Consider the following 21,109-nt stretch of genomic DNA (forward strand, 5'->3'; position numbering starts at 1 on the left):
ATGCTGGGCGGGCGGCGCTCGGAGCGCTGGGTTAGCCAATGGCTAACCCGACGAGAAGTCAAGGGCTCCGATCGCCCTTGACTTCGCCCGCGGGGCACGCGACGGTGACCGTTAGCCATTGGCTAACCGCTGGCGGAGCACCTGCGAGGAAAGGTGGGGCACATGTACGACCTGGTCATCCGAGGCGGCACCGTGGTCGACGGCTCGGGCCTGCCCGGCTACCGCGCCGACGTCGGCATCACCGCCGGGCGCATCACCCGGATCGGCCGCGTCCCCGGGCGCGGCGCCGAGGAGATCGACGCCGCGGGACTGGTGGTCACGCCGGGCTTCATCGACGGCCACACCCACATGGACGCCCAGGTCTTCTGGGACGAGCAGGGCAGCTGCTCGGCCTGGCACGGCGTCACCACCGCCGTCATGGGCAACTGCGGCTTCACCCTCGCCCCCGCCCGGGCCGATGCCCGTCACCTGGTCACCCGCAACCTGGAGCGCGCCGAGGAGATCTCGGCGGCGGCCATGGAAGAGGGCATCACCTGGACCTGGGAGACCTTTCCCGAATACCTGGACGCCGTCGACGCACTGCCCAAGGCGATCAACTACGCCGCCCAGGTCGGGCATTCGGCGCTGCGCACCTGGGCGATGGGCGAGCGCGCCTTCGACGGCGCCGCTTCCGAGAGCGAACTCGCGGTGATGGAAGCGGTGTTGCGCGAGGGCCTGCGCGCCGGCGCGGTCGGCTTCACGACCACCCGCAACGACAACCACGAAACCGCCGACGGCCGGCCCGTCGCCTCGCGGCTCGCCGCCTGGGAGGAGGTGCGCCGGCTCGTGGGCGTCCTCGCCGAGGAGGGCGCCGGAGTCTTCGAGATCACCCACGAGCCGGCCGCGGCCGGCACCGAGGAGGCGCGGGAGGAGTACTTCGCCCGCGTCCGCACCCTTGCCGTGGAGACGGGCGTGCCGTTCAACTTCGGGGTCACCGGCCGCAACGGCGTCTTCCACGGCCTGCACCTGCTGGATTCCATCGCGGCAGCCGGGGGAGTCGCCTACGGCCTCGGCCACAGCCGCGGCATCAACACCGTCACCTCCTTCCGCACCCGGACCGCCTTCGACAAACTGCCGCTGTGGCGGGAGATCCGCGCGCTGCCCCTGGACGCGCAGCGCACCGCGTACAGCGACCCCCGCACGCGCGCACGACTGGTCGCCATCGCCACCGACGGACCCTACGGCCGCGCCATCGGCGCCGAGGCGCGGAAGCCCGACTTCGACCGCATGCGCGTCTACGACAGACCCATGCCGCCGCTGCGCACCGTCAACGAGGCAGCCGCCGCACGCGGTGTGGGACCGGTCGAGCTCATCCTCGACCTGGCGCTGGAGAGCGACTTCCACCGGATGTTCATCCAGGCCGTGGTCAGCGACGATCCCGCGGACCTGCTGCCGGTCATGCGCCACCCCCGCACGGTGATGACCTTCACCGACAGCGGGGCGCATGTCGGCTCCATGGCGGACGCGTCCCTGCACACGCTGCTGCTGGGCCACTGGGTGCGGGAACAGCGAGCCTTCACGTTCGAGGAGGCGATCCGCATGATCACCTACGCTCCGGCCGCGGCCTGGGGCTTCCCCGACCGCGGCCTGCTGCGCGAAGGACTCGCCGCCGACCTCAACGTCATCGACCCGGACACGGTCGCCCCGCTGATGCCGGAAGTCGCGTACGACATCCCCGGCGGCGCGTACCGCCTCCGTCAGCGTGCGACCGGCATCGCCGCCACCGTGGTGTCCGGCGAAGTCGCCTTCCGCGAAGGCGTCCACACCGGCGCCCTGCCGGGACGCCTCCTGCGCGGCCCCCTGGCACCGATCACGAACCGCCCCGGTCGTCGGCGGTGAAGACGACGTCCACCCGTTCCCGGTGCCGGTCGGGAAGCCGCCGGCGCCGTACTCGTACACGCCGTTGCCGCCGACGCTGCCGGCCGCCGGGGCGGTCGGTGAACGTGGCGGTGGCCGGTCGACAGCCACTGTCGGTCCGGATCGTTCCGGTGTGCGGGCCGGTGTTGCCGGGGCCTTGTGGAACCGCACCCACCATCGGCTTGGGCAGGTGGGTCGGGCGCCCGCTGGGCCGGCGGGTGTGGGTCAGCGGCCGGTGTGGCGATCGAGGTGGTCGATCAGGGCCGCCTCCTTGCGGAGCAACCGAGTTCGCTCGTCGGCGGGAAGCGACGCGAGCGCGTCGACGAGCGGGAGGGTGCGGGGGACGTACACCATCGCGCCGATGTAGATCCGACACTCGGGACACCAGGCCAGGCCGATGCACCGCTCGAACATCGCGGATTCGGGCGGGTGGTGGCGGAATCGGTAGGTGCGCACGGTCGTTCCGCAGCCTGCGCAGGCCTGTCGGTCCCCGTGCCCGACGGTGTCCAGGGTCGAGACCTTGGTCCACCCCCGCCGTCCGCCCGGTGCTCTTCAAGTCGTCATGCGCTTCACTCTCCCACGACGGGCGCCCACCGATCCCGGTGGGCGGGGCCGTCGTTGGTGGCGGGCGCGTCGGGACGCGTCCGGCGGCTTCGGTGGTTACGGGCGGGGGGCGGGGGACTCGGGGTGTGGGGTGGTGCGTTCGCGCCAGGCGCGTTCCCATTGGCGGGTCAGCGCCGGGTAGACGATCAGGTGGCGAAAGGGTGCGATGGCGGCCATGTAGAGCCTGCCGAGGCGGCCGTTGGGCTTGACCAGGACGGCCATGTGCAACTCGTGGTCACCGTCGTCGGTGGGCACCCAACCCAGGTGCATCACGGCGTGGCAGGTCTTGTTCGCCAGTTCCTGGGCGGCCTCGTCGGCCAACTCGTACATCGGGGTGAACGGGCTGCCGCCGGCCTTCGAGGCGTCCACGGTCTCGGTCAGGTCCTCGGGGAGGCGGTCGCGCAGCGGTCGAACCCGCTCTCCCAGGCTCGCCGTGGCTTCGTCCCAGCCGAGGAGGGCGCCGAGCTTCCAGCGCACCGCGAAGAGGAACCGGGCCGGAGCCGCCTGTTTGCCGAATCCGCCGCGGTTGCGCATCGCGGTGAGCATGGTGGGGAAGTCGGCCGGGCCGGCGCCGGGAGTGCGGTAGGACCACACGTCCTCGACCCGGAAGTCACGGGTGAACTCGTGGATCCGCCACGGGCGTTCGGTGTGGGCCGTGCGGGCAAGCCTCATGGCTGCGGCCTTCCTGGGGTGGGGCGGTGTTTCCCCACCTGTTATACGCTTGCGTATAAGACAAGGCAAGATCGACTATGCGGTTGCGTATATCGGGGTCGAAGAGTGGAAGAGTGAGGTGGCACACCGTGGGCGTTGCTCGCACGCCGCGCGACAGATGGGTCGAGGAAGGTCTGCGAGCCCTGGCCGACGGCGGCCCGGACGCCGTCCGGGTCGAGGCACTGGCGAAACGCCTCGGCGTCACCAAGGGCGGGTTCTACGGCTACTTCGCCGACCGCGACGCGCTCCTGGCGGCGATGCTCGACACCTGGGAACGCGAGTGCACCGACGAGGTGATCGAGCAGGTCGAACGCGAGGGCGGCGACCCCAGAACCAAGGCCCGGCGTGCCGGCATGCTCACCTTCTCCGACGACCGGCTGCTGCCCATCGACCTCGCGGTCCGCGACTGGGCCCGCCGGGACGAGGCGGTCGCCGAGCGCCTGCGACGCGTGGACAACCGACGCATGGACCTGCTCCGCGAAATGTTCGGGACCTTCTGCTCAGACCCCGACGAGGTCGAGGCCCGCGGTCTGATCGCCTTCTGCGTGGCGATCGGACACCACTCCCTCGCCGCCGACCACCAGGGCCGCACCCGCGCCGAGGTCCTCGCCCGCGCCGCCGACCTGATCATGGACAACACCCGCGACCGGTAGCGGGGCGGCGGTCCGGTCGGACGGCGCCGAGCAGGCGCCGCAGCTTCACACCGTCGAGGTTCGGTCGGCACCCGACGCGGCCGTGAGCGATCGGAGCGCTATACGGTGCTCGGATGATCATCCCCCTGCCGCCCGGCGAGTTCCGTGCCTACCTGTTCGACTGCGACGGCACCATCGCCGACTCGATGCCCTTGCACTACCGGGCCTGGAAGCAAGCGCTGGACGAGTGGGGCTGCTCCTTCCCCGAGGACCTCTTCTACGCCTGGGGCGGCCGGACGGTGGCGGGCATCATCGCCTCGCTCAACCGGGACCAGGGGCTGGACATGCCGGTCGAGGCCGTCGCGCAGCGTCGCGAACTCCTGTTTCGTGAACTGCTGCCGCAGGTGACCGTCGTACCGGGGGTGCTTCCGCACATCGACGACGCCTGCGGACGCATACCCACGGCCGTCGTCTCCGGCAGCACCCGCGATTCCGTCACCGCGTCGCTGACCGCACTGGGCCTGCTCGACAGGTTCGACGTACTGGTGTGCGCCGGCGACTACGCCAGGGCCAAGCCCGACCCCGAGGGGTTCCTCAAGGCCGCCGAGCATCTGGGCGTGCCGGCGCGGGAGTGCCTGGTGTTCGAGGACACCGACCTGGGGATTCGGGCCGCCACCGCCGCGGGCATGGCCTCCGTCCGCGTTCCGCAGCCCGGGCGGGGCTGAACGGCACCACGACCCGCCGTCACAGCCGGTCGAAGAGTCCCAGCAGGGCCCGCGACATCGCTGTCTCCGGATCCGCGAGATCCAGGACCACGTCGAAGTGATTGCGCTCCGGCACGACCAACAACTCCGTGCCCCAGTGCGCCGCGAACGCGCGCGACTGCTCGGTGAAACCGCTCGCCTCGTGCCGGGCCATCACCGTGACACCGGGCATCCGGGGCCGCGCCCCCAGGACGAGCGGGCTCAGCGCGGCCGCACGCTCCTCGTCGAACCTCAACCACTCGTTGGCCCGGGTACGCACCAGGGGCCGGACGTCGAACAATCCGCTGATCGGGAACCCGGCCGCGACCACGTTCTCGGGAAGGCCGACCTCGGCCTGCCAGCCGTCGACCATCGTCATCGCGGCCAGGTGACCCCCCGCCGAACTGCCGCCCACGACCAGCCGCGAACGATCCAGCCCGTACCGCGCTCCCTCGTGGTACACCCACGCGATCGTCGCGCGCACCTGCCGGGTGATCTCCTCCAGGGTCGCTCGCGGAGCCAACGTGTAGTCCGGCACGACGGTCGCCACACCACGCTCGGCCAACATGCGCGCCGCGAAGGCCGAGTCCGCGCGCGACAACGCCCGCCAATAGCCGCCGTGCACGAACACGAACACCGGGCGCGGCGCCTCCTCCGAGCCGGGCCCCCAGACATCCAGCCGCTCCCCGCTCGGGGCGTCATAGACCAGGCCCGTCACGCCCGGCAGATCGGTGACCGCCTGCACCGACTCCGCTCGGTAGCGCTCCATCAGCCGGGCGAACCGTTCCGGCCCCACCGTCGCCCGGGCATCGAACGCGACATCCAACTCGGCGTCCACATTCACCGCGTCCCTCTTCGCCGGGTTCACGTCCATGTCCACGCTCGCGTCACTCATGCGCCGGCACCCCGCGCGAACCCCGCCACCGTCCGGGTGACCGCCTCGGGGGACCGACGCCCGCCGTTCGGTGTCGGCAACGCCGGCCCGCCGGAACCTTCGCGTCGCTCGGCGATGTCGTCGCGGTCGATGGCGCGTCTGCCCAGGGTTACGGTCCGCACGGCCCGGCACTTCCTTCCCGATCGGCACTGACTGACAAGCATTCAGGCAGCCTGTCCGGTTGGCGCATGCCGATCAAATGCCATTCCCGGAGAGCTCCATGCCGTGATGGGTATGCGGTGCCAGTCCTCTCCGTCCCTTCCGGCGCCACACGGCACGCCCACGCTCGCCCGAACCGCCGCCGGGTCCGTGTCCCGGCGGCCGTTCGATCGTTGCGCCCATGAGGTCTTGTCCATATGCCGGAAGGAATTCCCCATGCGCCGCATCTGCACGGCCGCCGCCCTGGCCGCGACCGCGTTGACGCTGGGATCGGCCGCCGCCCACGCCGCCGCACCCAAACCACCGGTCTTGGACCGGCTCGCCAACTTCGACCCCTCCGGGCTGGGCCACACCGTGGACGGGCCGGCCCAGAAGGTGGCCGGGATCGTGACGACGCCGAACACCCGGCGGTGATCGACCCGACCGGCCGGCGCTGATCGCCGGGCCGCTACGGCGGGCGTGACGGGCCGTGCGGGAACCGGCGACGGGGCCGCACGGCCACCGCCGAAAGGGACCGCCCGGAGGGCTGCGTCGCCGCCGGGTCGCTCCGCAGGCCGATTCCGGCCGCCGATACAGTACGTGGATGGTGAACCCACGGGAGCAGATTCTTGCCGAACTCGGCGTCAAGGCGACCATCGTGCCCAAGGTCGAGATCCGGCAGCGGGTCGACTTCCTCAAGCACTACCTGAGGTCGACCCCGGCCAAGGGCTACGTGCTGGGGATCAGCGGAGGCCAGGACAGCACGCTGGCCGGCCGGCTGTGCCAACTCGCGGCCGAGGAACTGCGGGCCGAGGGGCACGAGGCCACGTTCGTCGCCGTACGGCTGCCCTACGGGGTGCAGGCCGACGAGCACGACGCGCAGATCGCACTGGAGTTCATCCGGCCCGACCGGTCGATCACGGTCAACGTCAAGCCCGGCGCGGACGCCGTCGCCGCCGAGGTGGCACTCGGCCTGGGGGAGTCGTCCGGTGACGCGCCCGGGCTGCGCGACTTCGTGCGCGGCAACATCAAGGCGCGCGAGCGCATGGTGATCCAGTACTCGATCGCCGGCCAGCTGGGTCTGCTCGTCGTGGGCACCGACCACGCGGCCGAGGCGGTGACCGGCTTCTTCACCAAGTACGGCGACGGGGGTGTCGACATCACCCCGCTGACCGGGCTGACCAAGCGCCAGGGCGCCGTGCTGCTGCAGGAGTTGGGGGCACCGCCGAGCGTCTGGGAGAAGGTGCCCACCGCCGACCTCGAGGACGACCGGCCCGCGCTGCCGGACGAGGTGGCCCTCGGTCTGACCTACAGCCAGATCGACGACTACCTCGAAGGTCTCGACGTCGCCCCGGAGGTGGCGGAGAGGCTGGAGTCCATCCACCGCGCGACCCGCCACAAGCGCGCCGTCCCGGTCACCCCGCTCGACGACTGGTGGCGGGACTGATCCGCCGGTAGCCACCGGACGCGCGCGGCGACCCGAGCCCGGTCGTCGCCCGGGACATTCCCCGGACGCTCCGGTGAAAAAGACTCGTGGAGGCGGAGCATCGGTTGCTATCGTCGACGACATGAAGCGCGCTGCAATGACGACGACGCCGGAGAGTGTCCCGGCGCGCTGACAGAGTTCTTGGTCGAAGCCCCGGGGCGAGTGCCCCGGGGCTTTGTCTTGCGGTCACTCGCCCGATACAGCGAACACCCGCGAGGAGACCGCCATGCACGACCACCGCAGGCTCGGCCGCGAGCTGGATCTGTTCGACACCGACCCGCTGATCGGCGCCGGATTGCCGTACTGGCTGCCCGACGGCGCCACCGTACGGCACGCCCTGGAGGAGTACATCCGCGCCGCCGAGCGCCGGGCGGGCTACCGGCACGTGTATTCGCCGGTGCTCGGCAAGCGGGAGCTGTACGAGATCTCGGGCCACTGGTCGCACTACAGCGACGACATGTTCCCGCCGATGGACCTGGGCGGCGAGCAGGTGGTGCTGCGGCCGAGTCTGTGTCCCCACCACGCGGTGATCTTCCGCTCCCGCGCCCACAGTTACCGCGACCTGCCGCTGCGCATGGCCGAGTTGGGCGCGATGTACCGCTCCGAACTCTCCGGCGTGCTCGGCGGGTTGACCCGGGTGCGGGCCATCCAACTCAACGACGCGCACATCTTCTGCACCCTGGACCAGGTCGCCGAGGAGGCGCGGGCCGCGCTGGGGATGATCGCCGACGCGTACCGGGCGCTGGGTATCACCGCGGCGCGCCATCGCCTTTCGCTGCCGGGGCCGGGCGGCAAGTACGTGGCCGCGCCCGAGATGTGGCGGCGGTCGGTCGCGCTGCTGACCCGGGTGCTCGACGACTCCGGACTCGCCTATGAGGCGGTCGAGGGCGAAGCCGCCTTCTACGGGCCCAAGATCGACGTCCAGGTCGTCGACCCGGCCGGCCGGGAGTCCACCCTGTCCACCGTCCAGGTCGACTTCCACCAACCCGAGCGGTTCGACCTGAACTACATGGGCGCGGACGGCGCCAAACACCGGCCGGTGATGATCCACCGCAGCATCATCGGCAGCGTGGAACGCGCCGTCGCCCACCTCATCGAAGAGCACGGCGGCGCCTTCCCCGCCTGGCTCGCGCCCGTGCAACTGGTGGCCCTCCCGATCTCGGCGAACGAACTGCCCACCGCGCGAGCGCTCGTGGCGCGCTGCGCGGATCTGGGACTGCGGGCCGAAATCGCCGAGCCCGAGCGCGGCACCCTGGGCGCCCGCATCCGCGAGGCCCGCCTGGTCCCCTACCAGGCGGTCATCGGCGCCAAGGAAGCCGTGAACGACCACATCGCGCTACGCCTGCGCGACGGCCGCCGCCTCGACCCGCAACCCGCCGGCGACATCCTCACCCGCATCCGCGCCCTCGTGGCCGCGCACGACACCGCCCTGTGGGACCACGACGGCGGGGCCGCCTAGGGGGGCGGCACCAGGGTCCGTCGGCCCGTCCGGCTTTCTTCGGGGAAGGCCGGACGGGCCGGCCGGTACGTGGTGGGGCGGGCGGGCGAGTGCGGCAGGCGGTGCGTTGCCGCCCGGCCGTGGCCGATGCGAACCCGGTTCACCGGATCGGGCCGGGTGCGGTGGGTCGGCCGGCGGCGGCGTAGCGGTGGGCCAAGTGTGCGAAAGCGTCCCTGAGTTCGGGCGGGCCGACGACTTCGATGTCTGCGTCGAATGCGCCGACGGCGGCGGCCAGGCCGGGCCAGGACCACGAGCCCAGCACGAGGCGGCAGCGGTCCGGGCCGAGTTCCTCGACGATGCCGTCGCGGACGTAGCGGGAGACGGCGGTGGCCGGCAGGTCCAGGATCACCTCGCCGCGGCAGGGCCAGCCGCCGGAGCCGTCGGAGTCGCGAAAGCGGCCGGCGACGAAGGTGGCCACGTCACCGCCGGGCAACTCGCGCCGGATGAAGCGGGGTCCGGTGGGGACGCGCGGGGTGATCCGGTCCGCGCGGAAGGTGCGCCAGTCCTCGCGGTCGAGGTCCCATGCCACCAGGTACCAGCGCCCGCCCCACGTGACCAGGTGGTGGGGCTCCGCCCGGCGCGGCGGGGACTGGGCGCGGTCGCCGTCGGCTGCCGCGGAGACGGGCCCGGAAGCGGATGCGGAGGCCGGGACGTAGTCGAAGCGCAGCACCTCGCGCGCGTGCACGGCAGCGCCCAGCGCCATGAGCACGCCGCTGTCGACCGTCGAGTCCGGTCGCATCGTGGGCCGCCGCACGGCGGTGACCTGCAGGATGTCGATCCGGCGGCGCAGCCGCGGCGGCATCACCTGCCGGACGGTGGTCAGCGCCCGTGCCGCTGCCTCGTCGATCCCGACCCCGGCGGTGTCGGCGATCTGCAACGCGACGGCGAGGGCGACGGCCTGGTCATCGTCGAACAACAGCGGCGGCAACTCCGTGCCGGCGCCGAGCCGATAGCCGCCGTCGGGTCCCTTGAAGGCGACGATGGGATAGCCGAGTTCGCGCAGGCGATCCACGTCACGGCGCACGGTGCGCGGGCTGACCTCCAGCCGCTCGGCCAGCAGCGCCCCGGGCCAGTCCCGGCGGGCCTGGAGCAGCGAGAGCAGGGAGAGCAGACGCGCTGAGGTCTTCGGCATGACTCCATCCTCTCTCCGGTAGAGGACACTACCTGTCCTCTTCTGTTGCGATGGTTGTCTCGTGCCGAAGAACGAGAACGACCGGAAGGACCCGATCACCGTGACCCCCACGACCACGTCCGCCACGCCCGCGACCCCCCTCGATGCCGAGCGGGCCGACCTGCTCGACGCGCTCGCCACCGCGCGGCGGAACCTGACCGGCACGGTCCGCGGGCTCGACGACGAACAGGCGGGTGCACACCCGACGGTCAGCGCGCTGTGCCTGGGCGGGCTGATCAAGCACGTGGCATCCATCGAGGAAGGATGGCTGCGCTTCGTGCTCGAAGGGCCGTCGGCCATGCCCTACGACCTGCCCGACGGTGTCACCTGGGCCGACCTCGCGGCGGGCACCGCACGCGAGGTCCCGCAGTGGGCGATCGACCACGCCAACGGTTTCCTGATGTTGCCCGGCGAGACGCTCGACGGCATCCTCGCGCGCTACGAGCAGGTCGCCGCCCGGACCGAGGAGGTCGTGGCCGCCGTGCCCGACCTGTCCGCCACGCACCCGCTGCCCCGGGCGCCCTGGCACGAGCCGGGCGCGGTACGCAGCGTGCGCCGGGTGCTGATGCACGTCATCGCCGAGACCGCCCAGCACGCCGGGCACGCGGACATCCTGCGCGAGACGCTCGACGGGCAGACGTCGATGTGATCGAGGACCGGCCGCCTTGACCGCGGGCCGTCGTGCGGACCGGTGCCGCCCGGTGCATACCGCGGCGTCACCGGCCCCTCGACACCTGCGGACGAGGAACCGGCCGAACGGGTACCGGACCCGCGCGACCGCGGATCCGCCCTCGGCCACATCACCCCCGCGGGCCGCGCCCGGCCGGACGACTCCCGGACGGCCACCCGGGCGCGCGACCCGGCCCGCCGTCATGCCGGCGCCGCCCCGGCCCCGACCCAGGGGCGAACACCCGGGCGGGCCGCGAACCTCGACGGCACTCGAATCCCGCACGACGACATCGAAGGAAACGGCGCCCCCGTGAACAAGCGCGAGCCGACCCGACCCGGTGGACCGCTGCGCCCCCGGCCCGACGACCACCCCGCCGACCGCCGCCTCACCGGCCACGGCTCCACTGCCCGCGGCTCCGCCGACGACCGTCACCTCCCGATTCACCATCCCGACGACGGGCGCACCCGCGTGGCCGGCGAGGAGCGTGCCGCGCGATGACCGCGACGACCGTCCTCGACACCCGGGCGCTCAACCGCGCCACGCTCGCCCGGCAGTTGCTCCTCGATCGCGCCGAACTCCCCGTCCTCGACGCCGTCGCCCATCTCGCCGGCCTGCAGGCGCAGGAACCGCAGGAGCCCTTCGTCGGACTCTGGTCGCGGCTGCACGCCTTCGACCCGGCGACGCTCTCCGACCTGCTCGTCGAGCGGCGCGTGGTGCGTACCCACCTGATGCGCCGTACCGTCCACCTCGTCACCGCCGATGACGCCCTGGCCTGGCGCGCCCGCCACGACGCCATGCTGCGCCAACGTGTCCTCGGCACCTACCGCAGCGAACTCGACGGAGTCGACCTCGACGAACTCGCCGCCGCGGGCCGGGCGATCATGGCCGACGGCGAACCCCGCACGATGGCCGAACTCGTCCGCGCCCTCGCCGAACGCCGGCCGACCCCACACCCGCGCGCACTGGGGGAGATGCTGATCGCCGCCCTCGTGCCGATGGTGCAACTGCCGCCGCGCGGGCTCTGGCGCACCAGGGCAGGAGTACGCAACGCACAACTCTCGTCCTGGCTGGGCCGCGAGATCGACCCGCCCGCCGCGGACGGCTCCGATCCCGTCGGCCGGGCGCTGGTCCGGCGCTACCTCGCCGCGTTCGGCCCGGCCGCCACCGCCGACCTGCGCGCCTGGAGCGGCCTCGCCGGCCTCCCGGCCGCGGTCACCGCCATGCGCGAGGAGCTGATCAGCTTCCGCGACGAACAGGGCCGGGTACTGCTCGACCTCCCCGACGCGCCGCGCCCCGACCCCGACACCCCCGCCCCGGTACGCTTCCTGCCCGCGTTCGACAACGCGATCCTCGGCTACCACGACCGCACCCGGATCATCGACGACGCCCACCGCGGCCTGTCGGTCGCCGGGGCCCGCGTCGTCCTGGTCGACGGCCGCGTCGCAGCCACCTGGACCGTCGAGACCGACACCGTGGTCGTCACCCCGCTGGGCCGCCTCTCCCGAACCGACCGCACCGCCGTAGCCGAACAGGGCCGGAAACTCGCCTCATTCCTCTCCGACCACGCCAACACCCGCGTACGCATCGCCACTTCCCCCGCCTGAACGGTGCCCGGCCGAACGGTATCCGGCCAAACGGTGCCCGGAGGGGCGACTCCCGAAGGAGCGATCCCGATCGAGCGGATCCCGACGCCCTTCGGCGGCAGCACGGGGCGCATCTCGTTGCCCCCGTGCCGCTGCGCCGTGCCCCCGTGCCGCCGCGGGAATCGACCGAACGCGAACGGGCCGCCTACCCGCCCACACTCGCCGCCCGGCTCCGAACGAACCCTCCGAAGGAGCCCGGCCTCCGACGCACGACCCGCATCCGACCACCGAACGGGAGCACCGATTGACCTTCCCCCGGGGGCAGGCCCCAGCATCGATGGAGCCGGACGACGTGCCCGGCACGAGGAGGAATGGCCATGGCGCTGCTGACCATCGGGGCGTTCGCAAAGCTGTCCCGGCTCTCGCCGAAGGCGCTGCGTCTGTACGACAAGCTCGGACTGCTGTCCCCCGCCCGGGTCGACCCGACCACCGGCTACCGGTTCTACGCCCCCGAGCAACTGGAGCGGGCCCGTCTGGTGGCGTGGCTTCGCCGGCTCGGAATGCCGCTGACGCGCATCCACCGGGTGTGCGAACTGGACGCAGCCGCGGCGGCTCGGGAGATCCGCACCTTCTGGGCACAGGTCGAAGCCGACACGGCCGCACGCCGTGACCTCGCCACCTTCCTTCTCGACCACCTGTCCCGGAAGGACGCAGCCATGGCACCGACCACCCAACCCCTGCACATCCGCTACGCCGCACTGTCCGACACCGGCCTGGTCCGCACCTGCAACCAGGACACCGTGTACGCCGGACCGCGACTTCTCGCCGTGGCCGACGGCTTCGGCCCGGCCGGCGCCCCCGCAGGCGCAGCGGCCGTCGACGTCCTCAAGCGACTGGACACCGAGCACATCCCGGCGGGTGAACTCCTCAACGTCCTGGGCGACGCCGTCGAGCAGGCCCGCCAGGCGGTGCACGCCGTCGCCGCGGACGACCCCGCCACCCCGGCGGCGGGTACGACCCTGACCGCGATGTTGTGGACCGGATCCCAGCCGACCCTGGTCCACATCGGCGACTCGCGCGCCTATCTCCTGCGCGACGGGGAACTTTTCCGGATCACCCACGACCACACACTGGTGCAGGCGATGGTCGACGAGGGCCGCATCAGCGCCGACGAAGCCGCCTCCCACCCGCAGCGTTCACTGCTGATGCGTGCCCTGACCGGAAACTCTCCGGTCGCCGCGGACATACACCGGCACGATGCCCGCGCCGGAGACCGCTACCTGCTGTGCTCGGACGGGCTGTCCTCGGTCGTTCCGCCCCAGGACATGCACCACGTCGTCTCCACCGTCGCCGACCCGGAACACGCCGTACGCGAACTCGTCGCCCTGGCCAACCACTCCGGCAGCCCCGACAACGTCAGCTGCGTGATCGCCGACGTACTGGAACTTCGGCCGTAGCAGCGAGGTGAGCGACCGGCGTCGTGTGGGTGTCTCGGGGAGGTGGATCGCGTGGATGCGTGACGCCCGCCGCAATGGTCGCCGCCGGCACGGTCGCCGGCGCCGTCTTTCCGTCGGGGCTCGAGCGGCTCGGTTATGGTGCGATGCACGAAACGGCAACCCGTTGTGCGGCGTTGTTGCCGAAGCCGCCGCGGTTCCAGGACTGGGTGAGCGACTGCGTGTTACCCGCCGCATCGGTCGCCCGCACACTCAGTACATGGGTGCCGACCGTGGCCCGCCAACTCGCGGTCCACCCCCGCCAGGCCCACCGATGGTCGTCCTCCGGGTCGAGGTCCGCCGCACTCCACGTGTGCCCGTCGTCCGTGCCGACCTCGACCCGGGCCACCGCCCCGAACCCGGACCACGCCCTTCCCCGCAACAGCACCGGGCCGGGCCGTACCACCCGGGTCCTCGACATGAAGTCCGGAAACCCGGGCGGGATCATCAACGCCCTGGGCGCGATCCGCGTCACCGGCTCACCGGGTTCGTCCCGCTCCTGCCGATACCGATAGGCCACCGTCTGTTGGAAGCCCGCGAACGGCTCGGCGACCAGAGTGATCTCCCGCAGCCATTTGACGTGCGCCATCCCGTACCAACCCGGCACCACCAGGCGCAGCGGGCAGCCGTGTTGCGGCGGCAGCGGCAGCCCGTTCATCTCGTACGCCACCAGCACCTCCGGCTCCGGATCGCTCCCGGTGCAGACCGCCGTCGGCAGACTGCGCCGGTAGTCCTGCTCGACGCCGCGCTCCACGCCGTGGTCGGCCCCGGCGAAGACCGCCTCGACGGCATCCGCCTCCACCCCGGCCTCCGCAAGCAACAGGCGCAGCGGCACACCGGTCCACTCGGCGGTGCCGACCGCCTCGACCAGCCACGGTTGACTGACCGGCCGGGGCGTCAGGCGCGCCCGGCCGTTGCCTGCGCACTCCATCGTCACGCGATGGGTGACGGCCGGGAGGGATCGCAGCGTCCGCACATCGAGGGTCAGTGGGGTCCGTACCCGCCCGCCCACCACGAGCCGCCAGTCGTCGACCCGGGTGTCGGGGATGTCGTAGTGGGTGAGCAGGTAGTGCAGTCCGGGTGGGGTCACGTCGTGGCGCAGGGCCTCCAACGGCATGCCGTGGTTGCGCGCCGCGAGGGCCAATTCCTCCGGGCTGATCCCCTCGTCCGGCCCGGCGAGTCGTCCCGGGAGGCTGATGTCGCCCATGCTCTGGTTCATGGCTTCATCGTGCGCTCCGGCCCGGGTCCGGGCATCCGCTGCGGAACCGTGCGGCTCCCGGATCGGTGGGCGGCGGGACCGGTCGGCGGACGCGGCGCGGATGCGCCGATCGGCATCGGGCGGGCCGGGCGACGTGGGCGGGTGAGCGGCACGCAGGGCACGCAGGGCACGCAGGTCAGGCGGCCGGTCGGCCGAGGAACCAGTCCCGGGCCAGGTCGGCCACCGCGTCGAGGGTGCCCGGTTCCTCGAACAGATGGCCGGCCCCGGGGACGACCTCGAGGCGGTTCTCGCAGCGCAGGAAGGTGCGCGCGCGGCTGTTGAGCTCCAGTACGGCGTGATCGTCGCCGCCGACGATGAGCAGGGTCCGGGCTGTGACGGTGGGCAGATGTGCCTGGGCCAGGTCGGGCCGGCCGCCTCGGGAGACGATCGCTCCCACGTCGGTGCCGAGTTCGGCCGCCGCCCACAGCGCGGCAGCGGCGCCGGTGCTCGCCCCGAAGTAGTCCACCGCCCGCCCTCGGGTTTCGGGCCGCTCCCGGAGTTCGCGGGTGACCTCGATCAGCCGCCGGGCCAGTAGTTCGATGTCGAAGACGTTCGAGCGGGCGTGTTCCTCGTGCTCGGTGAGCAGATCGAACAGCAGCGTGCCCAGGCCGGCCCGGTTCAGCGCGGTCGCCACGTAGCGGTTGCGCGGGCTGTGTCGACTGCTGCCGCTGCCGTGCGCGAAGACGACGACGCGTTCGGCTCCTGCGGGCAGGCTCAGGTGTCCCGGAAGCCGCATGGGTCCGACCTGTAGCGGTAGCTCGACGTCATGGTTCGCGGCCCGCTCCGCTTCCGCGTTCGCTTCGGGCGGCGGCTGCGCACGGCGGGCAATGGCCCGGTCGAGGCATTCGACCACCTCCTCGTCGGTGGTCTGGGAGAAGTCCGCGTAGAACTGTCCGACCGCCAGGAAACCGACCGGGTTGTGCAGGCAGACCACCTCGTCGGCGTCCCGCTCGGGTCCCTGCCCCCAGCCGGCCGGTGCGACCGGTACGGCGAGCACCACGTGCGCCGCACCTCGATCCCGGGCGGCGCGGCAGGCCGCGCGGGCGGTGGATCCGGTCGCGATGCCGTCGTCGACGACCACGACGGTTCGGCCGCCGAGTTCCAGCGGCGGCCGTTCGCCCCGGTAGCGCCGGGCACGCCGTTCCAACAGGTCCCGTTCCCGCCGTTCGATCTCCGCCAGTTCGGCCTTGGAGACACCCGAGGCCTGCACGACGTGGTCGTTGAGGACGGTGACCCCCTCTTCGGCGACGGCGCCCATGCCCAGTTCCGGTTGGAAGGGGACGCCCAGTTTCCGCACCAGGCACACGTCCAATGGGGCGCGGAGCACCTCGGCCACCTCGGCGGCCACCGGCACCCCTCCCCGGGCCAGGCCGAGCACGATCAGGTCCTCGTCCTCGTCGTTGTCCATGGAGGCCGCCAGGTGTTCGGCCAGCTTTCGTCCCGCGTCGACACGATCGGTGAAGAGCACAACTTCTTCTCCTTCCGGGCACCGGTCCCGGACGGATGGGCGGTGGGGAACCGTCTGTCGAATCCGCCTGCCGAATCCGTCTCCCCCGCTCCTTCGATTCTCCGATGTCCGCGGCCGAAGCGCCCACCGTCCCCTGCCCGGCACGGCCTCCCCGCCGCGACGACACCGGAGCCCGAGCGGTTCGCCCCGCCATCGAGGTGCTCGCGGAGAGACAGTGGAAGGCGGCTACCGGACGGTGGGCGGTTCGGCGGGGCGACCAAGAGGTCTACATCCGCCGTCGCCCGTCCGCCGTCCCATTTCGCCACGCGGCGCGATCGCGACTGCGATCGTCCCGCAGGAAGGAGACGTCGGATGAACGCCGACACGGCGCGGACCCGCCGGGCGGACCGTTCGTGGGTGGTCGCCCGCCCGGGGCCGATGGAGAGCCGGCCCCTCGACCTCGTCCAACGTGGGCCGAGCCCGCCGGGTCCGGGTGAGGTTCTGGTGCGGGTCGAGGCGTGCGGCGTCTGTCGTACGGATCTACACCTCGCGGAGGGCGACCTGGCGCCACACCGGGCGAACACCGTCCCCGGCCACGAGGTGGTCGGGGAGGTCGAGGCCGTCGGGCCGCGCTCGACGCGATTCGCCCCCGGCGATCGGGTCGGCATCGCGTGGCTTCGCCACACGTGCGGGCGCTGTCGGTACTGCCGATCGGGAGCGGAGAACCTGTGCCCGGCCTCGCGCTACACCGGCTGGGACGCCGACGGAGGTTTCGCCGACCGGGCGGTGGTGCCCGAGGACTACGCGTACGCCTTGCCGGCGAGCGCCGACGCCGAGCGCCTGGCACCCCTGCTGTGCGCGGGCATCATCGGCTACCGCGCACTGCTCCGCGCCGATCTGCCGCCCACCGGTGGCAGGTTGGGCATCTACGGCTTCGGCGCATCGGCTCACCTCACCGCGCAGGTCGCGCTCGCGCGGGGCGCCTCCGTCCACGTGATGACCCGTTCCGAACAGGCCCGCCGACTGGCCCTCGAACTCGGCGCCGCCTCGGCCGGCGACACCCGTGCCGCGCCGCCGGAGCCGCTGGATTCCGCCATCGTGTTCGCGCCGGTCGGCGACATCGTGCCCGTCGCGCTCGCCGCGCTCGACCGTTCCGGAACCCTGGCCGTCGCGGGCATCCACATGACCGACATCCCGCCACTCGACTATCAGCGGCACCTCTTCCACGAACGCACCTTGCGCAGCGTTACCGCCAACACCCGGCACGACGGCGTCGAATTCCTTCGCCTGGCCGCCGAGATCGACCTGCGGGTGACGACGACGCCCTATCCGATGAGCCATGCCGACCGAGCCCTCGCGGACCTGGCGGCCGACCGCGTCCACGGCGCAGCGGTCCTGATCCCGGACTGACCGGTGCGGAGGAGGCCGCGCCGCCGGACGGTGCGGTGTTCGTTCCGGCCCGACCGTAGCCCGGCTCGCACGGGTGATCGGCTGGAGAGGGCGACGCAGTGCGTGTCGAGTGTGCTCCTGATCGTGTTGCTCTGCATTGGCGGACCGATCGTGGTCGGGCCGGCGTTCCTTGCGCTGATCGGTGCGACGTTCGGACGTCGCGCCCGGGCAGGACGTCGAACCGGTCGCTACACCTCTCGTTCCGGCAACTCCTCGTACAACCGGCAACTCCTCGGGCAACTGGTGGCGTCGAACCTCCGCGTCGATGAGCAGCGGCCGCATCGGGAGCCGATCGGCGCGTCCGCGACGCCGACGACCGAGCGCAGCGCCGCCTGCGCCGTTTGTGGGTGCGGCCGTGCGGCCGAATACCCTGCGCCGTGGACGAATCACCTTCCGCGAGCCGGGTAGTCGTGCACGTGTGCCGGCGAACCCCCGTGGCCGGCACACGCGCGGCCCGACGCTCGTTCACCCCCGTCCGGCCGTCGGGCCGCGTTTCATCTCCGGCCGCAGCTGCGCCGCGAGGTCCGTGGGTCGGTCCGTTGATGCCGGTTCCGGGCCGGGAGTTGCGGCGGAGCGTCCGGGCGACGGAGGCCCGGATGCTCCGCCGAGAGTCAGTCGATGATCGCGGTGGCCTCGATCTCGACCAGGTGGTCGGGGATGTCCAGGGCGGCAACTCCCAGCAGGGTGCCCGGCGGTACCGGGGTGACGCCGAGCTTCGCGGCGGCTCGGGCGGCTCCCTCCATGAACAGGGGCAGCTTGTCGGGAGTCCAGTCGACGACGTGGACGGTCAGCTTCGCCACATCGTCGAAGGACGCGCCGACACCGGCCAGGGCGGTGCCGATGTTGAGGTAGCACTGCTCGACCTGCGCCGCGAGATCACCTGCGCCGACGGTGGCCCCGTCGGCGTCCCAGGCGACCTGCCCGGCGATGAAGACCAGCTTCGTTCCCGTCGCGACCGACACCTGCCGGTACGCATCGACGACCGGCAGTCCGACGGGGTTCACCAGGGTCACAGCCATACCGAATCCGCTCTCTCGTAGTTACTCGAGAACTGTAGGAGAGTGAAGGCTGACCTGGAAGAACGCACTTTTCGGTGACTGAGGAACCTCCTGGTGACCAAGCAGCTCACGGGCTCACCCGACGAAGCAGACCCGCGGCGTGCGGACTCCCTCGGGCGTGCGGGCCGTGGCGACGGGAAGGCGCGCGGATCGGCGTCGCGAGCCGCTCGCCCGAGGGATGCGCGGCCGAGGCAGATGACGGATCGACGCCGTGCGGTGACCGGGATCCGGTCGCGGCGGGGCCTCGGGCCGTGCAGCGCGACGAGGTGGCGGGCGAGGGCGACGGCGGCGAGCGCGGCCACCAGGGCGCAGACGCCGCGCCGGCCGGCTCGGTCGTGGCTGCGGACCCCGATCCAGGAGCCCGCGCTGCCGCCCAGGTACGCGCAGGTCAGGTAGGCGGTGTCGAGCCGGCTGCGGGCGTCGGGGCGCAGGGCGAACACCCTGGCCTGGTTGGCGACCATGCCGGACCGCATGGCGATGTCGAGCACCAGGGTGCCGAGTACCAGGGCGGCCGGTCCCGGTCGGCGTGATGCGTGACGGTCTCCCGAGCACCTCGCGCACGCCGGCTGCGGCCCGACGGCCGTCGGCGGGTGCTCGGGAGACCGAGGGCTACGCCTTGGGTCCCTGCTGGATCCGGACCATGTTGCCGGAGGGGTCGCGGAAGGCGCAGTCGCGAGGGCCCCAGGCCTGGTCGATGGGCTCCTGCAGTACTTCGGCGCCGGAGGCCCGCACCCGTTCGAAGGTCGCGTCGACGTCGTCGGTGCTGAAGACGGTCATCGGCAGGACGCCCTTGGTGAGGAGTTCCTGCAGGGTGTCTCCGTCGGCCTGGGACCGGCCCGCGTGAGGTGCCGACAGCACGATTTCCAGGCCCGGTTGGGTGGGACTGCCGAGGGTGACCCAGCGGAATCCGTCGGAGGCGACGTCGTTGCGGACTTCGAGGCCCAGGCCGTCGCGGTAGAACGGGAGCGCCTCGTCGGGGTCGTTGACGGTGATGTGGCAATACTGGAGTGCGATGCTCATGCCGCCCACGTTAGGCGGCGTCGCCGCGGCCTGCTTCTCGAATCCTGCTCGGATTCCTCGTCGGGCGGGTGTGTACCTTCGCCACGCATGCGGGCATCGCCGCTGGGGCGTGGTGCTCGCGGCTGCGGTACGCGCTGGGGGTCTCGCCGGTGATCTCGGTGAACCGTGAGCTGAACGAGCCGAGCGAGGTACAGCCGACCGCCATACAGGCGTCGGTCACGCTCACTCCCCCGCGCAGCAGGGCCATCGCCCGCTCGATGCGGCGCGTCATCAGGTAGCTGTACGGCGTCTCGCCGTAGGCCGCCCGGAAGCGGCGCGAGAAGTGCCCCGGGGACATGAGCGCACGGCGGGCCATCGTCGGCACGTCGAGCGGCCGGGCGTACTCGCGGTCGATCAGATCCCGCGCACGGCGCAGGTGAGCGAGGTCGGCGAGTTCTTCCGGGGTCATGCGTCGACGCTAGCACCGTCCGGCGACATGGCCCCGACCTGCGGGAACGGGTGGCGGGGCGGCGGCCGGCCGGACCCGGCCGGGGGCAACGAGCACCCGGGGTCCGTACTCGTGCGGGGTGCTTCGAGCCGGCTCCCGCCGACCGGCGGGAAATTGGCCGAAGTCGGCGTAGGAAATCGCGGGGGGTTCGGGCTGAATGGGGGAGTGTCGGACTCGGCGTCGACGCAGATGACGACCGGGCCGGTCCCGCGTACCTGCACTCCGCTGCCGCACACGCACTCCCGCCGCTCAAGAAGGAGTCCGACCATGTCCCTTTCCCGCCTGTGCCCTTCCCGCGTTTCCGATTCCGGCGATGCCGATTCCCGCGTATCCGACGTGTCCAAGCTCGCGGTCCGGTTGCTGGCCGCCGCCACCTGTGCCGTCGCGGCCGTGGGCACGATGGCCCCGGTCGCCGGTGCCGCGCCGGGTGCGGTTGCGGGCACCAGGTCGCTGGAGGTGTTATGGGCCGAGGCGCACCCGGCATGGCTTCCGGTGCAGAACGGCACGCTGACGATCGGTGGCACGTACACGTGTACCGGCCCCGCCGGGACCAGCGTGCCGATCTCCTTCACGTCCCTGCAGATCATGCCGACCGCGCTGCCGTCCGGCGCGGGCAACCTGCCCTGCGGCCCCGGTGTCGTCGGCGCGTACTGGGAACTCACCAGTTTTCCCACTGCCGACGTGCACCACGGGTACGTCAGCGTCTTCGTCACCTTCCAGGGCGCGACCGTGCCCCCGAAGCAACTGACCGCGTAGCGGCCGGTCCGCCTGCCCGCCGGCCGGTCTCGCGGCGGCGCGGGCGATCCGCCGGGGCCGCCGCCCGGGTGGGCGG

General features: G+C 72.2%; 22 protein-coding genes. 13 read left to right on the plus strand and 9 right to left on the minus strand.

The window, feature by feature from the left end; translation table 11 throughout:
* Nucleotides 1-162 precede the first annotated feature (162 nt).
* The gene (locus ACIBM5_RS25860; RefSeq protein WP_396009007.1) at nt 163-1,878 is read left to right on the plus strand and encodes an amidohydrolase family protein; all 1,716 of its coding nucleotides are present in this window, start codon (nt 163-165) and stop codon (nt 1,876-1,878) included.
* 243 nt (nt 1,879-2,121) lie between these two features.
* Here ACIBM5_RS25860 and ACIBM5_RS25865 read toward each other — a convergent pair whose 3' ends face one another.
* Complete coding sequence (locus ACIBM5_RS25865) at nt 2,122-2,352, minus strand: hypothetical protein (protein ID WP_396009008.1); 231 nt, start codon at nt 2,350-2,352, stop codon at nt 2,122-2,124.
* A 204-nt stretch (nt 2,353-2,556) separates the two neighbouring features.
* Complete coding sequence (locus ACIBM5_RS25870) at nt 2,557-3,171, minus strand: DUF2867 domain-containing protein (protein ID WP_396009009.1); 615 nt, start codon at nt 3,169-3,171, stop codon at nt 2,557-2,559.
* Nucleotides 3,172-3,299: 128 nt separating this feature from the next.
* Here ACIBM5_RS25870 and ACIBM5_RS25875 point away from each other — a divergent pair, with 128 nt between their 5' ends.
* Nucleotides 3,300-3,863, plus strand: coding sequence for a TetR/AcrR family transcriptional regulator (locus ACIBM5_RS25875; RefSeq protein WP_396009010.1), 564 nt, complete (start codon nt 3,300-3,302; stop codon nt 3,861-3,863).
* 113 nt (nt 3,864-3,976) lie between these two features.
* A complete protein-coding gene (locus ACIBM5_RS25880) occupies nt 3,977-4,567 on the plus strand; it encodes an HAD family hydrolase (RefSeq protein ID WP_391583448.1) in 591 nt (196 codons plus the stop codon).
* Nucleotides 4,568-4,586: 19 nt separating this feature from the next.
* On the opposite strand, the gene ACIBM5_RS25885 is transcribed toward ACIBM5_RS25880, so the two are convergent.
* A complete protein-coding gene (locus ACIBM5_RS25885) occupies nt 4,587-5,480 on the minus strand; it encodes an alpha/beta hydrolase (RefSeq protein ID WP_396009011.1) in 894 nt (297 codons plus the stop codon).
* Between the two features lie 414 nt (nt 5,481-5,894).
* On the opposite strand from ACIBM5_RS25885, the gene ACIBM5_RS25890 reads away from it, so the two are divergent.
* From ACIBM5_RS25890 to thrS, 3 genes are all read left to right on the plus strand, one after another.
* Nucleotides 5,895-6,092: a hypothetical protein gene (locus tag ACIBM5_RS25890; protein ID WP_391583446.1), complete on the plus strand. Its 198-nt coding sequence runs from the start codon at nt 5,895-5,897 to the stop codon at nt 6,090-6,092.
* A 169-nt stretch (nt 6,093-6,261) separates the two neighbouring features.
* A complete protein-coding gene (gene nadE, locus ACIBM5_RS25895; RefSeq protein WP_396009012.1) occupies nt 6,262-7,104 on the plus strand; it encodes an ammonia-dependent NAD(+) synthetase in 843 nt (280 codons plus the stop codon).
* Between the two features lie 214 nt (nt 7,105-7,318).
* Entirely contained in the window at nt 7,319-8,602 is a 1,284-nt protein-coding gene (gene thrS / locus ACIBM5_RS25900; protein ID WP_396009013.1) for a threonine--tRNA ligase, read from the plus strand.
* Between the two features lie 139 nt (nt 8,603-8,741).
* Here thrS and ACIBM5_RS25905 read toward each other — a convergent pair whose 3' ends face one another.
* Nucleotides 8,742-9,773, minus strand: a complete 1,032-nt coding sequence (locus ACIBM5_RS25905) for a helix-turn-helix transcriptional regulator (RefSeq protein ID WP_396009014.1) — start codon at nt 9,771-9,773, stop codon at nt 8,742-8,744.
* A gap of 100 nt (nt 9,774-9,873) precedes the next feature.
* On the opposite strand from ACIBM5_RS25905, the gene ACIBM5_RS25910 reads away from it, so the two are divergent.
* The 4 genes from ACIBM5_RS25910 to ACIBM5_RS25925 all read left to right on the plus strand — a co-directional run bounded on the left by ACIBM5_RS25910 (nt 9,874) and on the right by ACIBM5_RS25925 (nt 13,522).
* Complete coding sequence (locus ACIBM5_RS25910) at nt 9,874-10,461, plus strand: DinB family protein (protein ID WP_396009110.1); 588 nt, start codon at nt 9,874-9,876, stop codon at nt 10,459-10,461.
* A 330-nt stretch (nt 10,462-10,791) separates the two neighbouring features.
* Nucleotides 10,792-10,980: a hypothetical protein gene (locus ACIBM5_RS25915; protein WP_396009015.1), complete on the plus strand. Its 189-nt coding sequence runs from the start codon at nt 10,792-10,794 to the stop codon at nt 10,978-10,980.
* Entirely contained in the window at nt 10,977-12,086 is a 1,110-nt protein-coding gene (locus ACIBM5_RS25920) for a winged helix DNA-binding domain-containing protein (protein ID WP_396009016.1), read from the plus strand. Before ACIBM5_RS25915 ends, ACIBM5_RS25920 begins: the two co-directional genes overlap by 4 nt.
* 356 nt (nt 12,087-12,442) lie before the next feature.
* Entirely contained in the window at nt 12,443-13,522 is a 1,080-nt protein-coding gene (locus ACIBM5_RS25925) for a MerR family transcriptional regulator (RefSeq protein ID WP_396009017.1), read from the plus strand.
* 133 nt (nt 13,523-13,655) lie between these two features.
* Here ACIBM5_RS25925 and ACIBM5_RS25930 read toward each other — a convergent pair whose 3' ends face one another.
* Nucleotides 13,656-14,777: a sulfite oxidase gene (locus tag ACIBM5_RS25930; RefSeq protein WP_396009018.1), complete on the minus strand. Its 1,122-nt coding sequence runs from the start codon at nt 14,775-14,777 to the stop codon at nt 13,656-13,658.
* Nucleotides 14,778-14,952: 175 nt separating this feature from the next.
* Nucleotides 14,953-16,284, minus strand: coding sequence for a phosphoribosyltransferase family protein (locus tag ACIBM5_RS25935; protein WP_396009019.1), 1,332 nt, complete (start codon nt 16,282-16,284; stop codon nt 14,953-14,955).
* A gap of 351 nt (nt 16,285-16,635) precedes the next feature.
* Here ACIBM5_RS25935 and ACIBM5_RS25940 point away from each other — a divergent pair, with 351 nt between their 5' ends.
* Nucleotides 16,636-17,673: a zinc-dependent alcohol dehydrogenase family protein gene (locus tag ACIBM5_RS25940; RefSeq protein ID WP_396009020.1), complete on the plus strand. Its 1,038-nt coding sequence runs from the start codon at nt 16,636-16,638 to the stop codon at nt 17,671-17,673.
* Nucleotides 17,674-18,323: 650 nt separating this feature from the next.
* Here the strand turns inward: ACIBM5_RS25940 and ACIBM5_RS25945 are convergent.
* On the minus strand, nt 18,324-18,731 hold the full coding sequence (locus ACIBM5_RS25945; RefSeq protein ID WP_396009021.1) for a RidA family protein: 408 nt from the start codon (nt 18,729-18,731) through the stop codon (nt 18,324-18,326).
* Nucleotides 18,732-19,021: 290 nt separating this feature from the next.
* On the opposite strand from ACIBM5_RS25945, the gene ACIBM5_RS25950 reads away from it, so the two are divergent.
* Complete coding sequence (locus ACIBM5_RS25950; RefSeq protein WP_396009022.1) at nt 19,022-19,300, plus strand: hypothetical protein; 279 nt, start codon at nt 19,022-19,024, stop codon at nt 19,298-19,300.
* 79 nt (nt 19,301-19,379) lie between these two features.
* Here ACIBM5_RS25950 and ACIBM5_RS25955 read toward each other — a convergent pair whose 3' ends face one another.
* Nucleotides 19,380-19,790 carry a VOC family protein gene (locus ACIBM5_RS25955; protein ID WP_396009023.1) on the minus strand — a complete coding sequence of 137 codons (411 nt, stop codon included), beginning with the start codon at nt 19,788-19,790 and terminating at the stop codon, nt 19,380-19,382.
* 10 nt (nt 19,791-19,800) lie between these two features.
* Nucleotides 19,801-20,238, minus strand: coding sequence for a helix-turn-helix transcriptional regulator (locus ACIBM5_RS25960; RefSeq protein ID WP_396009024.1), 438 nt, complete (start codon nt 20,236-20,238; stop codon nt 19,801-19,803).
* 306 nt (nt 20,239-20,544) lie between these two features.
* Between ACIBM5_RS25960 and ACIBM5_RS25965 the strand changes: the two genes are divergently transcribed.
* Nucleotides 20,545-21,033, plus strand: coding sequence for a hypothetical protein (locus tag ACIBM5_RS25965; protein ID WP_396009025.1), 489 nt, complete (start codon nt 20,545-20,547; stop codon nt 21,031-21,033).
* Nucleotides 21,034-21,109 lie beyond the last annotated feature (76 nt).

The sequence above is a fragment of the Embleya sp. NPDC050493 genome, assembly GCF_044458105.1.
GTDB lineage: Bacteria > Actinomycetota > Actinomycetes > Streptomycetales > Streptomycetaceae > Embleya.

Bases quoted from the DNA above. Each gene is read 5' to 3' on its own strand.
- ACIBM5_RS25860 (WP_396009007.1), top strand. From the start codon at position 163: ATGTACGACCTGGTCATCCGAGGCGGCACCGTGGTCGACGGCTCGGGC.
- ACIBM5_RS25870 (WP_396009009.1), bottom strand. From the start codon at position 3,171: ATGAGGCTTGCCCGCACGGCCCACACCGAACGCCCGTGGCGGATCCAC.
- ACIBM5_RS25880 (WP_391583448.1), top strand. From the start codon at position 3,977: ATGATCATCCCCCTGCCGCCCGGCGAGTTCCGTGCCTACCTGTTCGAC.
- ACIBM5_RS25885 (WP_396009011.1), bottom strand. From the start codon at position 5,480: ATGAGTGACGCGAGCGTGGACATGGACGTGAACCCGGCGAAGAGGGAC.
- ACIBM5_RS25890 (WP_391583446.1), top strand. From the start codon at position 5,895: ATGCGCCGCATCTGCACGGCCGCCGCCCTGGCCGCGACCGCGTTGACG.
- nadE (WP_396009012.1), top strand. From the start codon at position 6,262: ATGGTGAACCCACGGGAGCAGATTCTTGCCGAACTCGGCGTCAAGGCG.
- ACIBM5_RS25905 (WP_396009014.1), bottom strand. From the start codon at position 9,773: ATGCCGAAGACCTCAGCGCGTCTGCTCTCCCTGCTCTCGCTGCTCCAG.
- ACIBM5_RS25920 (WP_396009016.1), top strand. From the start codon at position 10,977: ATGACCGCGACGACCGTCCTCGACACCCGGGCGCTCAACCGCGCCACG.
- ACIBM5_RS25925 (WP_396009017.1), top strand. From the start codon at position 12,443: ATGGCGCTGCTGACCATCGGGGCGTTCGCAAAGCTGTCCCGGCTCTCG.
- ACIBM5_RS25930 (WP_396009018.1), bottom strand. From the start codon at position 14,777: ATGAACCAGAGCATGGGCGACATCAGCCTCCCGGGACGACTCGCCGGG.
- ACIBM5_RS25940 (WP_396009020.1), top strand. From the start codon at position 16,636: ATGAACGCCGACACGGCGCGGACCCGCCGGGCGGACCGTTCGTGGGTG.
- ACIBM5_RS25945 (WP_396009021.1), bottom strand. From the start codon at position 18,731: ATGGCTGTGACCCTGGTGAACCCCGTCGGACTGCCGGTCGTCGATGCG.
- ACIBM5_RS25955 (WP_396009023.1), bottom strand. From the start codon at position 19,790: ATGAGCATCGCACTCCAGTATTGCCACATCACCGTCAACGACCCCGAC.
- ACIBM5_RS25960 (WP_396009024.1), bottom strand. From the start codon at position 20,238: ATGACCCCGGAAGAACTCGCCGACCTCGCTCACCTGCGCCGTGCGCGG.
- ACIBM5_RS25965 (WP_396009025.1), top strand. From the start codon at position 20,545: ATGTCCCTTTCCCGCCTGTGCCCTTCCCGCGTTTCCGATTCCGGCGAT.